The organism is Propionivibrio limicola (genome assembly GCF_009469695.1).
Classification (GTDB): domain Bacteria; phylum Pseudomonadota; class Gammaproteobacteria; order Burkholderiales; family Rhodocyclaceae; genus Propionivibrio; species Propionivibrio limicola.
Window position 1 is genome coordinate 1 of sequence record NZ_SSSR01000033.1, and the last position, 14,005, is coordinate 14,005.

The window sequence follows — 14,005 nt, forward strand, 5'->3', positions numbered from 1 at the left end:
CGTTCGTGATCACCGGCGCCTCAAAAACCGCCGATCTTCTCAGTTCGGTGTATCAACTTTCAATCGCTGGCCTGTGTCAATTTACAACCGCTGGTGACAGCCCCGGCCACGGCCAGCGTCGCTGCGAAGAAGTTCGAGCGCACGCCGGACAATTCGGCCGCCGTCGTCGCCCACGGCAGGATCGCAAAAGGCAGCAAACCGATCGCCATCGCCGGGGAAAAATCGCGGCGCCCGTCTGTCTCGTATTTGACCGGCAAGCGCGAATCCCGCCCGCCCCACGCCATGCCAAGCAGCATCAACGGCGTCAGCGCGAGGTAGGCGTAGACCAGTGGCACGGGCGCCGTATGCGGCCCCCACCAACCGAGCACGACGAGGCCGAAGATCAACACCCCGCCGGCGACCGGAAAACGGCGCCCCGCCTCGCCAGCCACAACGCTCACCGCCATTGTCATCAGTAGCGCGCCATAAACCAGCGCCGGCAAGTAGTCGATGTCGAGCCGCAGCAGTTCGGCGAGCAGCGACAACAGCGCCCAGCCGCCGCCGAGCATGCCCAGCACGCCGGACAGCGCGACAGCACGCCGCTGGCCGACCGTCCCGCCGATCAGCATCAACGCACTGGCAATGGCCCGGTGCGCGAAAAGCTCGCTGGCAAATGCCCGCACCGGCGCTGGCTGAAAGATGGAGCCGATGATGTGGAATGTGCCGCACAGCAGCGCCAGCGCACAGGCCAGCACCTCCACATTGCGCGACCAGCCGAGGCGGGGCGCGGCCAGCAGCACGGCTACCGACGTCCCCAGCCCGACGAGTAGCCACGGCAGATCCTCGACGTAGAGGAAACCGGACGCCAGCGCGAGCAGCACGGCGATCGTTTCGTGGCGTGACATTTCGGGGTTGTCGAGCAGACGCAGGACGATGGCGGCAACAGCCCAGATCAGCGCCAGAGCGGCCAGACCGATCGCGCCGTCTGTGCTCCAGCCCGGCGCGATCTTGAGTGTCAGCACCGCCGCGACGAACGGCAAAATAACCGCATAAGCTGCATCGAAACGCGCCTGCAGGCCGCCGCGCATGGCCTTCTTTTCCAGCAGCGGCATCGCCAGATGCACCGCCGTCAGCGCCAGCAGCAGCGGCTGCATCAGGCCGTAATGTACCGGCTCATAGAAGCGACCGCTCCAGCCGAAAAACAGTCCGCCGGCGAGCGTGAACAAGAAGCTCAGGTGGATGAGCGGCCGCCAGCCGCGCACGATGACCATGTACAGACTAAGCAGACTCGCTGCCAGATAGTAGCCATACACCGGCAACACGCCGGGCGTTCCGAGCGCGAATCGGGGCGCGAGATAGGCGCCGACCATGGCCAGCACGGCCACCGACAGCGCATTGCTGCCCACCGCGAAAATCCCCGTCGCCAAGGCCACCAAGGCCAGTAGCGCCAGCGCGTTCACGTCGGTGATGTAGTTAAAAAAACCGTACGCGCTATACGCCGTCAGATACGCCACACCGAACGCCGCGCCGCCCAGCGCGAGATGTACCGCGCGCCGCTCCGGCCGATGGCGCAGCGCCATCGAGGCAAATCCAAGCACGGCCGCCAGCCCGGCGCCGCAGCCGATCTTCACCTCGGGCGGCACGTCGATGTGGGCGAACGCATAGCGCAACAACGCCCCGACGCCGATGATCAGCAGCCCTGCGCCGACCTTGGCCGGCCAGTTGCCGGACAGCAGCCAGCGCAGCAACCCCAGCGGCCGGAAGCCCGAACGGTCATCGGCCGAACTCTCGCTAAGCAGCACGATGGAAAAAACGGAGACGACGAGCAGGATCATCAGCAGGGAAATCATGGCAACGGCCCCAGAAGGTTAAAAATCGGCGGAAAATGGAGGACGCCGCAATCCCCATCCGGCGTGCGCCCGGCTATTCCGTATTCTGGGTTCCAGTCTATGAATAAGCAATAAACCGATAAGCCGCCACCAGCACCACGCCTGACAGACGGAACCCGCTTCCGGTGGGCGCTGTCTACATAACGTCTGCCTCTGTCCTTACCTCCGCCCGGAGCATCGTCCGGCAAGAAAGCGCTTCTCCACATCCTCTCCCTCAGGAGGTTCATCATGAACGCACGCACCCGGCTATCGATCGCCGCGGCCATTGCCGCCCTTTCCGTGACAGCCATCGGCACGGTCAGTGCCGAACAGGCCATGCCGCACAAGAAAATGAGTTTCTTCGTCACCAGCAGCAATCCCGGCAAAGGCGGCGACCTGGGCGGTCTGGCGGGCGCCGACAAGCATTGCCAGGCGCTGGCCGCCGCCGTCGGTGCCGGCCAGCGCACTTGGCGCGCCTATCTGAGCACCGGCGCCACCGCCACAGAACCAGCCACCAACGCACGCGGCCGCATCGGCAAAGGTCCATGGCACAACGCCAAGGGCGTGCTGATCGCCCGCAACGTCGATGAACTGCATTCGGACAACGCCATCACCAAGCAGACCGCGCTGACCGAAAAGGGCGAAATCGTGAACGGCCGCGGTGACATGCCGAACCTGCACGACATCCTCACCGGCTCGGATTCGCAAGGGATGGCCTTCCCGGGCAACCTCGACACCACTTGCGGCAACTGGACGAAGAGCGGCGACGGCTCGGCGCAGGTCGGCCATCACGACCGCAGGGGGCTGGACGAAAAGCCGCCGGCCAAATCCTGGAACCACTCGCACCCGTCCGTCGGCTGCAGCCCGGACGCCTTGCGTCGCACCGGTGGCGGCGGCCTGTTCTATTGCTTCGCGACCAACTAGACTGGTGCGTTGTCTCATCACCCAAGGAGGGGAAAATGGCCAACGTTATCGTCGTCTATCACTCCGGTTACGGCCACACCCAGCGCATGGCCGAAGCCGTGGCCAACGGCGCCGGCGCGACGCGGCTCGCCATCGACGCCGAAGGCAACCTGCCGGAAGGCGGCTGGGAGGCGCTGAAAGCCGCCGATGCCATCATCTTCGGCACGCCGACCTACATGGGCGGCGTCAGCTGGCAGTTCAAGAAATTCGCTGACGCCTCCTCCAAGCCGTGGTTCAGCCTGCACTGGAAGGACAAGCTGTTCGCCGGCTTTACCAACAGCGCCTCGATGAACGGCGACAAGCTCTCGACGCTGCACTACCTGTTCACGCTCGCCATGCAACATGGTGGCCTCTGGATCAGTTCCGGCATGATGCCGAGCAACACCAAGGCGGCGCAGCGCGACGACGTCAACTACCTCGGCTCATTCTGCGGCGCTATGGCCCAGTCGCCCTCCGACTGCAGCCCCGACGAGATGCTGCCCGGCGACCTCGAAACGGCCCGCCTGTTCGGCCAGCGCGTCGCCGAGATTGCCGCGCGCTACAAAGGTTAGTCAAGCGACGAAAAGCGAACCGTCAGGAACGTCGTCACCCTGACCGACTTGCCGCCCGCCGTCCAGACAAAACTGATGCGCCGCCGCAACCTGCGCGCCAACTTACTCGGCGGATTCACCCTCGAGCCGGAAACGTGGATCCCGACGCTCTGACCTGACTGCCCGCGCCCGCAGCTGGCCGCAGCCGCCATCCACATCCTGCCCGGCCGAGTCGCGCAGGCAGGCGATGATCCCCTCCCGGCGCAGGTGGGCGACGAGCGCCTCGGCCTTTTCCCACGCCGGGCGCGCGAAAGCGGCGCCCTCCACGGCGTTGAACGGAATGAAGTTCATCATCGCGTATTTGCCGGAAAGCAGCCTGATCAACCGCTCCATTTCCGCCTCCGAATCATTGACGCCATCGAGCAGCGTCCATTGATACTGGATCGGATAACCGATCGCCCGCGCATAGATTTCGGCCAGCTCGACGAGTTCGGACGGATCGAGGCGCGACGCGCGTGGCAGAAGGCGGGCGCGGAGGTCGGGGTCAGTCGTGTGCAACGAAACGGCCAGCGCCGGCTTCACCCGCTCTCGCGGCAGCCGTTCGAAGACGCGGCGGTCGCCGACCGTCGAAAACACCAGATTCTTGTGCCCGATGCCGCCTTCGGTGCCCAGCAGATCGATTGCTGCGAGCACGTTGTCGAGATTGTGCGACGGCTCGCCCATGCCCATGAAAACGACCTTCTTCACCGGCCGCCGCTGCCGCGCCAGCACCACCTGCGCCACGATCTCGGCGCTGCCCAGCTGCCGCAACAGCCCGCCTTGGCCGGTCATGCAGAACGCACAGCCGACAGCACAGCCGACCTGCGTCGATACGCAGACGCCGTCGCGCGGCAAAAGCACGCTCTCCACCGTCTGTCCGTCGGCCAGTTCGACGAGCAGACGCGCCGAACCGTCGCCCCCCGGATGTTCCGAGCGCACTCGCGCCAGCCCCGCCAGCTCGGCGGCCAGCCGCGGCAACGCCTCGCGTACCGCCAGCGGCAGACAATCCTCGGCCCGCTGCCGCCGGCCGCCGCTTGAAAGATCCCGCGCCTGCACCCAGGCCCGCAAAATACGCTGCACATGCCCCGGCTTCGCGCCGAGTTGCCGCAATTGTTCAAGGAGTTGTTCGATTCGCATGGGACGCGAATGCTAGCACCAGTCGCATTGAAAAAGAGCGCCACGGGCGATTGCACGAAACAAGGCGCAAAACCAAACGTGAATGGTATCGAGGTATAAAAAAGATTTGCTATTGATCCGAATAAGGCGCATAGTCCGCCCCGCGTTCTTCAAGTAGTGTTGTTTGTTGGTCTCTCGACCGCGGTTCCGCGGCGCAGCTTTTCCATTCACCTCGCCGTCTTGATTTTCGCCCATTCCTGGGGCTTGGCCCCATCAATTTTTGGAGATTCAAGATATGGCAACAGGTACAGTCAAGTGGTTTAACGACGCTAAAGGTTTTGGTTTCATTACGCCGGACCAAGGCGGTGAAGATCTCTTCGCGCATTTTTCCGCGATCCAGGGCAATGGCTTCAAAACCTTGAAGGAAGGTCAGAAGGTCACGTTCGACGTGACGACCGGCCCGAAGGGTCTGCAAGCCGGCAACATCAATCCTGCCTGATACACCGCTGCACACGATCAAGACGGGGTGTTTCGCGCCCCGGCTTTCTGCAAAGGCTTGGCGTTTGCCAGGCCTTTTTGTTTTTTCGGAAAGGCAAAGAAATGGCCAAAGAAGAACTTCTTGAGATGCAGGGCGTAGTGGCTGAAGTCATGCCCGACTCCCGTTTCCTCGTGACGTTGGAGAATGGGCATACGTTGGTCGCTTACACCGCTGGCAAAATGCGCAAACACCACATCCGCATCATCGCCGGCGACAAGGTCACCGTCGAAGTTTCACCCTACGACCTTAGCAAGGGTCGCATTAATTTTAGGCACCTCGAATCTCGTACACCTTCCGCCCCAAGACCCCGACGATATTGATCGGGTCGTTGGTTCGGTGGTTGTCGAGTTTATAAAGTAAATATGGAATTAGAAAAACAACGAGCAGTCGCTCACAAGCTTTGCGCTGACTCGGGTATCTGTGTTCTGCCGTATGGCAACGCCTGGTGGCTTCTCGGCCGCGGCGTCAATCAAGTCGTTGGAGAATTGGCAGGCCTTTCTCCGTCAAGTCTGGCGCGCTTCCCAATTACCCCGCGCTGACATATCAACATCCCACCGGAAGCCTGCGAACGACGAACCGCGCATGGCGGTTCGCCAGTGCTTCAAATAGTTGAATCAGGCGATTGGGGGCGAAAGCCCCCTCACGAATGGCGAAATTCGTGTTTCCCCTTTTCTCCTGCTCCCCTCACTTTTCTTTCGCAAGCCCCGTTTGCAGCGACAAAATCGATGCTCCGTCAGCCTTCGTCAGGGACGAGTCGCTGTGGGGCTTCGCCGATGCTTTTACTCCCGTTTCCGACCATCCCCCACCGAGCGCCTTGAAAATGTCGGCCAGCGCGGCCTTGCGGGCGCGCTCGCTGTCGATGCGGGCGAGTTCGGCCGAGAGGAGGTTGCGTTCGACGTCGAGGACGTCGAGGCGGCTGGCGATGCCGGCGTCGAATTGCAGCTTGGCCTGGCGGAGTGCTTTTTCAAGCGCGGCGGCGCGCGTTGTTTCGGCGTCCAGTGTTTCGCTGGCGGCGGCCTGCGCGGCCAGCGCGTCGCGCACGTCCTTGAAAGCGTTGGCGACGGCCCGCTGGTACTGGGCCAGCGCCTGATCACGGCGTGCTTCGGCCGCTTCGACATTGGCGTCGATGCGCCCGGCGTTCCAGATTGGCTGCGTGATGTTGGCGGCGAAGTTGAACGTGCTGGCAGGGCCGGAGAACAGTTCCGAGAACGAAGTGCTTTCGCTGCCGAGATAGCCGGTCAGGCCGAGTGATGGGAAATACTCGGCGCGGGCATTGCCAATCCGTGCGTTGGCCGCGACCAATTGCTGTTCGGCTTCGCGCAGGTCCGGGCGGCGCAACAGCAGCTCTGAGGGCAGTCCGGCCGGGACGATGAGATCGGCGACGGCCGCTGGCTTACCGCGTTCGATGGTGCGTTCCATGACCTCGCGCGGCGAGCGGCCGAGCAGGATGGTCAGCGCGCTTTCGGCGCGGTCGTGTGCTTGTTGCAGGGTGGCCAGCTGTGAGCGCGTCGCCGCATGTTCTGCAACTTGCTGGTGCAAGGCGTATTCGGAGAGCGTGCCGGCCGCGAAGCGCTTGGTGAACAGGGCCAGTGTTTCGCTGCGCGAGGCGAGCGTGCGTTTGGCAATTGCGACCTGGCCATCGGCGGCGATGAGGGTGAAATACTGCTGCGCGACCTGCGCCGTCAGCGACAGACGGACGGACTCGCGCGCCGACTCGGCGGCGAAGAGGTCGGCGCGCGCGGCTTCGCTGGCGCGCCGGTACTTGCCCCAGAGATCGAGTTCGTAGCTGACGTCGAGCGTTGCAACGTGGTCGTTCTGGATGCGCGGCATCGTGCCGAGCGGATAGGTGCCGAGTTCGGAGCTCTTGGTGCGATTGGCATTGAAGCCGGCCGAGACCGTCGGGTAGCGGCTGGTGTCGGCCAGGTTCGAGAGCGCGCGGGCTTCCAGCACGCGGGCGGCGGCGATCTTGGCATCGGCGTTGTGGACGAGCGCCTCGGCGATCAGTGCATCGAGTACCGGGTCGGCGAAAAGCGACCACCAGCGTTCGCCGGCCGAATCGGCCGGGCGTAGTGCTGTCGCGGCGTTTTCCTGCTTGGCCGGCGACCAGCGTTCGGGCAACTGGAAAGCGGGGCGTTCATAGTCGGGGCCGACGGCGCAGCCGGCCAGGAAGGCGGCACCGAGCAGGGCAGCCAGACGGTTGCGGGCGTGGGAATGGCGGTAATTATTCATCTTCTTCTCCTGCGCGTTCGTCGCGCTCGGCGCGCTTGATGAGTTTTTCATGCGCTTTGGCGTGCGTCTGCCGGATTTCCGCGAACAGATCATCGGTGCTGCGTTCATCGTGCAATCGGCGGTCGGAGATCAGGCGGTAGAACAGCGGCACGAAGAAGACGGCGAGAAAGGTCGCCGCCAGCATGCCGCCCATGACGCCGGTGCCGACCGCCGTGCGCGCGCCGGCGCCGGCGCCGTGCGAAATGGCCAGCGGCAGCACGCCGAGGATGAAGGCCAGCGAGGTCATCAGGATCGGGCGGAAACGCAGGCGCGCCGCCTCGATCGCGGCGGCCGCCGCGGTCATGCCTTCACCGTGCTTGTAAACCGCGTATTCGACGATCAGGATGGCGTTTTTCGCCGCCAGGCCGAGCAGGGTGACGAGGCCGATCTGGAAATAGACGTCGTTGCTCATGCCGCGCAGCCAGACCGCCGCCAGCGCGCCGAAGGTGCCGAAGGGCAGAGCGAGCAGCACGGCCAATGGCAGCGACCAGCGTTCGTACTGGGCGGCGAGGATCAGGAAAACCATCAGCGCGCCGAGAATCAGCGCATAGCTCGACGAGCCGCTCGATTTCTTCTCCTGGAATGAGGCGCCGCCCCAGTCGAAGCCGAAATCGGAGGGCAGCGTCTCGCGGGCGATGCGCTCGACTTCGGCGATGACCTGGCCGGACGAGATCCCCGGAGCGCCGGAGCCGATGATCTTCACCGATGGCAGGTTGTTGAAGCGCTCCAGCGTTTCCGGCCCGGTCGTCTGGCGAATCTGCGCGAGTGCCGAGAGCGGCACCATCTGGCCGCGTTCGGAGCGCACGTAGATGCCGCCGATCTCGCCCGGGCTGCTGCGGAACTTTGGTTCGGCCGACAGCAGCACCTGCCAGGTGCGACCGTACTTGTTGAAGTCATTGACGTAGTAGGTGCCGAGCGTGGCGCCGAGCGTATCGAACAGGCTGTCGATCGGCACGCCGAGCGTTTTCGCTTTTTCACGGTCGACGTCGACGTCGAGTTGCGGCACGTTCGAGCGCCAGAGCGAGGAGACCATGGCGAAGTTCTTGTCCTGCTGCAGCTTGCCGATGAATTGCTGGCTGACTTCGCCGAGCTTCTTGGCGCCGCCTTCGCCGCGGTTCTGCAGGTAGAACTCGAAACCGCCCGAGTTGCCCATGCCGAAAATGGCCGGCGGGCCGAAGGCGAGCACCAGCGCTTCCTTGATGTGCGCCGTCTTGGCGAACAGTTCACCGACCAGCGCGTTGGCCGGTACCGTGCGTTCGTCCCAGTGCTTGAGCGTGACGAAGAAGGTCGCGGCGTTGTTCTTGAAGCTGCCGCCGATGAAGTCGAAGCCGGTAAAGACGATGGTGTGGGCGACGTTCGGGTTGCTGCGGATGATCCCGTCGACTTCCTTGACGATGCGGTCGGTGCGCTCCAGCGAGGCGCCGTCCGGCAGATAGACGGCGCTGATGTAGTAGCCCTGATCCTCGTCGGGGACGAGGCTGCCGGGTGTGGCTTTCCACAGCCCGGCGGTGATCACGACCATGCCGCCGAAGAGCAGCGCGCCGAGCGCGCCGCGCCGGATCAGCCAGGCAACGCCGGCGGTGTAGCGGCCGGTGAGGCGCGTGAACCAGTCGTTGAATGCCGCAAAGAAACGATTGCTGGCCTTGTGCTCGTGCTTGAGGATCAATACGCACAGCGATGGCGTCAGCGTCAGCGCGACGATGCCGGAAATGACCACGGCGATGGCGATGGTCACCGCGAACTGGCGGTACAGCTCGCCGGTCAGCCCGCCGAGGAAGGCGATCGGCACGAACACCGCGCAGAGCACGAGCACGATGGCGATCACCGGCCCGGTGACTTCGCGCATCGCCTGAATGGCCGCCGCTTTCGCCGGGATTTGCTCCTCGTGCATGATGCGTTCGACGTTCTCGAGTACGACGATGGCGTCATCGACGACGATACCGATCGCCAGCACCATGCCGAACAGCGTCAGCGTGTTGATCGAGTAGCCGAGCATCAGCAGGCCGGCGAAGGTGCCGATCAGCGACACCGGTACGGCCAGCGTCGGGATCAGCGTCGCCCGCCAGTTTTGCAGGAACAGATAGACGACGACGAAGACCAGCACCATCGCCTCGCCGAGGGTTTTGATGACCTCGCGGATCGAGACCTGCACGAAGTCGGTCGTGTCGAACGGAATGCTGTAGGTCAGGCCGTCCGGAAAGCGGGTGGACAGTTCGTTCAGCGTTTTCTTGACTTCCTTGGCGGTGTCGAGCGCGTTGGCGCCGGGCTTGAGGAAGATGCCGACCAGTGTGGCCGGCTGGCTATTGTGGCGACCGATGAAGTCGTAATCCTTCGAGCCGAGTTCGATGCGCGCCACGTCCTTCAGGCGCAGGATCGAACCGTCGGCGCCGGCGCGCACGATGATCTTCTCGAATTCGGCGACGTCGGCGAGGCGCCCCTGAGTGTTGATGGTGAGCGACATCTCCTGGCCGGCGGTGGTCGGCGGCTGGCCGATGCGGCCGACGGCGTACTGGTTGTTCTGTTCGACGATGGCGCGCACGATGTCCGATGTAGCCAGCTTCAGCTGCGCCAGCCGGTCGGGCTTGAGCCAGACGCGCATCGAGTAGTCCTTGGCGCCGAAGATCTGCACGTTGGTGGTGCCGGGCACGCGCTTCAGGACATCGAGCACGTTCAGTGTCACGTAATTGCTGGTGTAGAGATCGTCGTAGCGGCCATCGGGCGACGAGAAGGCCAGCACCTGCAGGAAGGAGCTGGAATTCTTTTCGACCTGGATGCCCTGCCGGCGCACTTCCATGGGCAGGCGCGCTTCGGCCTGCTTGACGCGGTTATTGACGTTGATTACCGCCTGGTCGATGTCGGTGCCGATCTCGAAGGTGACGTTGATTTCGACGCGACCGTTCGAAGCCGAGGTCGAATTCATGTAGATCATGCCTTCGACGCCGTTGATCTGCGTTTCCAGCGGCGCGGCGACGGTTTTTTCCAGCACCTCGGCCGAGGCGCCGGGGTAGGTGGCGGCGACCATCACCTGTGGCGGCGCGATTTCGGGGTATTGCGCAATCGGCAGGCTGCCGATCGAGGCGAGGCCGGCGATCATGATGAAGATCGAGATCACCATCGCGAAGATCGGCCGGTCGATGAAGAAGCGGGAGAACATCGCTCAGCCTCCTTGCTTGGCGTTGGCGGCGGGCGCTACTTGCACCGGTGCGCCGGGCCCGAGCTTGAGGACGCCGTCGACGATGACCTGGTCTCCGGAGCTCAAGCCCTTGCTGATGACCACGTCGCCGCCCGTCCACTCGCCGGCCTCGACCGGCCGGATTTCGGCCTTGTTCTCCTTGCCGACGACGAAGACGAATTTGCCCTGCGGGCCTTCGAGAACGGCGCGCTGCGGCACGCGGAAGACGCCGACGCGCGCGGCGCCGGAGAGCTGTACGCGCACGAACTGCCCAGGCTGCAGCAGGTTGTCGGGATTCGGCAGTTCGGCGCGCGCTTCGCTGGTGCCGGTGTCGCGCGAAACGCGCACGTCGGAGAAGTCGGTGAAGCCGCTCTTGCCGTATTCGGTACCGTCGGCCAGTTTGACGGTGACCTTGAAGCGCCCGTCCTTCGGCCAGACGACGCGTTTGGCATCGGCGTCCTGGCGCAGCTTCAGGCGTTCGTTGTCGGGAATGCCGAAGATGACCTGGATCGGATCGGTTTGCGTCACCGAGGTGAGCAGCACATCCGGGCCGGAGACGAGCGAGCCTTCCGATTTGAGTGCCCGGCTGGTGGCGCCGGCAATCGGTGCTTCGACGCGCGTCCATTCGAGATTCAGCTTCGCTTCGCGCAGACGCGCCTTGGCGGCTTGCAGGTCGGCGGCGGTGATGGCTTTGGCCGAGAGCGCGTCGTCGTAATCCTTCTGGCTGATGGCCTTGGCCTCGATCAATGGGGTGAGGCGGGCGGCGTCGCGCTCGGCCTGCACGGATCGCGCTTCGGCGGCGGCGACGTCGGCTTCGGAGCGCGCGACGGCGGCGGCGAAGGGGGCCGGATCAATGGTGAACAGGGATTGCCCGGCGTTAACTTTGGCGCCTTCGATGTAGTTGCGCTTCTGCAGGATGCCGGTGACCCGGGCGCGTACCTCAACCTCGCGCGAGCCAAGCGTTTGTGCGGCGTATTCGAGCATGACCGGCAGCGTTTCCTCCTGTGCCGTGACGACCGACACCGGTACCGGACCGTGCGCGTTTGCGCCGTCGCCGGGCGGCTTGCCACAGGCGGTCAGCAGCAGCGCCGCGGCGATGGTGACGGCGGCGACGGTTCCCGTCGCACGGCGGGCGAGGATGCGGGGCAACCGGAAGTGTGCCGTTGCGAGGTTTGGCTTGTATGGGCGGGCAGCGGTACGCGGCATGGGAGCTCTCCAGAGTGGCGCAGAGTGCGCGGCGTCGGTGGGGATGAAATATTTTGGAAGAATTTCGGATTCTACATACGTTCATGTATGTATGTAAATATGGGCTAGAATAAAAGGACTTATGGAAAGGCAGATTGGAAAGAAGTTTCATGGCCCGGAAAACCAAAGAGGAAGCGCTCGAGACGCGCAACGCGATTCTCGATGCGGCCGAAATCGTGTTCCAGGAACACGGCGTCAGCCGCACGTCGCTCGCCGAGATCGCGGCGGCGGCGGGCGTGACGCGCGGCGCGATTTACTGGCATTTTGCGGACAAAGCGGATCTCTTCGATGCGATGACGCAGCGCGTGTTCGGCCTGATGGAAGAAAAACTGGCGGAATTGCAGGCCGATAGCCACGAGAATCCGGTCGATCTGCTGCGCAAACTGTCGTTCCACTTTCTTGAACGCGTGGTCAATGACCCGCGCTATTTTCGTCTGCTCGAGATTTCCTGGCACAAGTGCGAGTACGTCGGGGAAATGGCGACGATTCGCGATACCCATCTCGAATGCGGTAACCGCTATCTGGCGATCAGCGAGGAGGCGTTCCGGCTGGCGGCCGAACGCGGCTTTCTGCCAGAGACGCTCGATGCGCGTCAGGCGGCTGTCGGCCTGATGGTGCTGGTGGACGGGCTGGTGCTGAACTGGACGCTCGACCACACGCTGTTTCCGCTCGACAGCTTCGGCCCGGCCATCATCGAGACCTATCTCGCCGGACTGGCGGTGCCGGCCGCGAAAGGCGCCTGAACGGCGACCAACGCCGGGGTATACTTCTCCGCCTTGATCAACCCCACCAACCCCGGAGAGATTCCATGGCCGCCGCTCCCGAAACCGTCATCATGGCGATGTTCTGCGACTTCGAGAACGTCGCGCTCGGCGTGCGTGATGCGAAGTACGAAAAATTCGACATCAAGCCCATCCTCGAGCGGTTGTTGCTCAAGGGCAGCATCGTGGTCAAGAAAGCCTATTGCGACTGGGATCGCTACAAGGGCTTCAAATCGACGATGCACGAGGCCAATTTCGAGCTGATCGAAATTCCGCATGTGCGCCTGTCGGGCAAGAATTCTGCCGATATCCGCATGGTCGTCGATGCCCTCGATCTTTGCTACACCAAGTCGCACGTCAATACTTTTGTCATCGTCAGCGGCGACTCCGATTTTTCGCCGCTCGTTTCCAAGTTGCGCGAAAACGCCAAGTACGTGATCGGTGTCGGTGTCAAACAGTCGACCTCCGACCTTTTGATCGCCAACTGCGATGAATTCATCTATTACGACGATCTGGTGCGCGAGAGCCAGCGGAGCGTCGCCCGCCGCGATCCGCGAGCGGCGGTGGTGCCCCGCCTGGCGCCGGAAGAACTGGAAAGACGCAAGGCCGAGGCGGTTGAACTGGCCGTGCAGACCTTTGAAGCGCTCGTTGTCGAGCGTGGCGAAACGGGCAAGATCTGGGCGTCGATGCTCAAGGACGCCATCAAGCGGCGCAAGCCCGGCTTCAACGAGGGCTATTACGGCTTCCGCAGCTTCGGCAATTTGCTCGATGAGGCGCAGGCGCGCGGCTTGTTCGAAGTCGGACGCGATGAAAAATCGGGCGCCTACGTCTCGCGCACTCAAGCGTCGGCGGCCGAGATCATGGAATCGGTTGTCGAGTTGCCACCTGCCGAACCGCAGGAAACCAAGGTGCCGGAAGCGAGTGGCGAACCCGTGCCGCAAGGGGCCGCCACGCCGCTGGAGGCACCGGCCAAACGCCGCAGTCGTGGTCGTGGCAAGTCGGCCGCGAAGGCGGGGCGTGAGGCCGAAGCGCCGCCTGTGCAGGTTGAGCCTCCACCCCCCGTGATGGAGGTGCCGCCAGCAGAACCGGAGCCGGCGTCTGCTGCCGACGCGGTGGCATCGGCGCAAGAAAATGAGCCAGCGGAGGCGGCGCCCCGGGAGGGGCTCAAGGCGGAAAAGAAAAAGCCGGCGCGGCCGCGTCGTCCGCGGAAGGCCGCCGTTGCGAAAAAGGACGGCAACGGGGAAAACAAGGCGGAAACCCAGGCAGGAAACAAGGATACGGCAGCCACCGACACTACCGCTGGCTGAGTGCGACGGTCTCGTCTGTGCTGTCCGCAAAGACAAAGGCGCGGTAGAGGGAAGTCCTTCTACTGCGCCTTTTTGTTGATGGCGTTGAGCGGCCGGCGCGACGCGGGTGTTATCCGTGCGTTTTCTCGAATTCCTTCATGTACTCGACCAGCTTCTGCACGCCTTCAACCGGCATCGCGTTGTAGATCGAGGCGCGCATGCCGCCGACGCTACGATGGC

The 14,005-nt window shown here is 63.7% G+C and carries 11 protein-coding genes; 6 read left to right on the forward strand and 5 right to left on the reverse strand.

Annotated elements, in window-relative coordinates; all coding sequences use genetic code 11:
• Positions 1-59: 59 nt before the first annotated feature.
• Entirely contained in the window at positions 60-1,829 is a 1,770-nt protein-coding gene (locus GH659_RS14555; protein ID WP_153112161.1) for a DUF2339 domain-containing protein, read from the reverse strand.
• Positions 1,830-2,096: 267 nt separating this feature from the next.
• Between GH659_RS14555 and GH659_RS14560 the strand changes: the two genes are divergently transcribed.
• Together GH659_RS14560 and GH659_RS14565 are read left to right on the forward strand one after the other, a co-directional pair.
• Entirely contained in the window at positions 2,097-2,771 is a 675-nt protein-coding gene (locus GH659_RS14560; RefSeq protein ID WP_153112162.1) for a hypothetical protein, read from the forward strand.
• 35 nt (positions 2,772-2,806) lie between these two features.
• Positions 2,807-3,361 (forward strand): flavodoxin family protein, encoded by a 555-nt coding sequence (locus GH659_RS14565; protein WP_153112163.1) that lies wholly within the window; start codon positions 2,807-2,809, stop codon positions 3,359-3,361.
• Between the two features lie 102 nt (positions 3,362-3,463).
• Here the strand turns inward: GH659_RS14565 and GH659_RS14570 are convergent, their stop codons facing one another.
• Positions 3,464-4,516: an RNA methyltransferase gene (locus GH659_RS14570; RefSeq protein WP_153112164.1), complete on the reverse strand. Its 1,053-nt coding sequence runs from the start codon at positions 4,514-4,516 to the stop codon at positions 3,464-3,466.
• 274 nt (positions 4,517-4,790) lie between these two features.
• Between GH659_RS14570 and GH659_RS14575 the strand changes: the two genes are divergently transcribed.
• Positions 4,791-4,994, forward strand: a complete 204-nt coding sequence (locus GH659_RS14575; RefSeq protein WP_153112165.1) for a cold-shock protein — start codon at positions 4,791-4,793, stop codon at positions 4,992-4,994.
• Positions 4,995-5,095: 101 nt separating this feature from the next.
• Entirely contained in the window at positions 5,096-5,353 is a 258-nt protein-coding gene (infA, locus tag GH659_RS14580; protein ID WP_153112166.1) for a translation initiation factor IF-1, read from the forward strand.
• Between the two features lie 364 nt (positions 5,354-5,717).
• Here infA and GH659_RS14585 read toward each other — a convergent pair whose 3' ends face one another.
• Genes GH659_RS14585 through GH659_RS14595 form a run of 3 tightly spaced genes read right to left on the reverse strand, consistent with a single transcriptional unit; the run spans position 5,718 to position 11,679 of the window.
• The gene (locus GH659_RS14585) at positions 5,718-7,262 is read right to left on the reverse strand and encodes an efflux transporter outer membrane subunit (RefSeq protein WP_170285903.1); all 1,545 of its coding nucleotides are present in this window, start codon (positions 7,260-7,262) and stop codon (positions 5,718-5,720) included.
• Entirely contained in the window at positions 7,255-10,455 is a 3,201-nt protein-coding gene (locus tag GH659_RS14590; RefSeq protein ID WP_153112168.1) for an efflux RND transporter permease subunit, read from the reverse strand. Before GH659_RS14590 ends, GH659_RS14585 begins: the two co-directional genes overlap by 8 nt.
• A 3-nt stretch (positions 10,456-10,458) precedes the next feature.
• Positions 10,459-11,679, reverse strand: a complete 1,221-nt coding sequence (locus tag GH659_RS14595; protein WP_153112169.1) for an efflux RND transporter periplasmic adaptor subunit — start codon at positions 11,677-11,679, stop codon at positions 10,459-10,461.
• 149 nt (positions 11,680-11,828) lie between these two features.
• On the opposite strand from GH659_RS14595, the gene GH659_RS14600 reads away from it, so the two are divergent.
• Positions 11,829-12,461 carry a TetR family transcriptional regulator gene (locus tag GH659_RS14600; protein ID WP_153112170.1) on the forward strand — a complete coding sequence of 211 codons (633 nt, stop codon included), beginning with the start codon at positions 11,829-11,831 and terminating at the stop codon, positions 12,459-12,461.
• Between the two features lie 65 nt (positions 12,462-12,526).
• Positions 12,527-13,786, forward strand: coding sequence for an NYN domain-containing protein (locus GH659_RS15065; protein WP_153112171.1), 1,260 nt, complete (start codon positions 12,527-12,529; stop codon positions 13,784-13,786).
• The last annotated feature ends 219 nt before the right edge of the window (positions 13,787-14,005 follow it).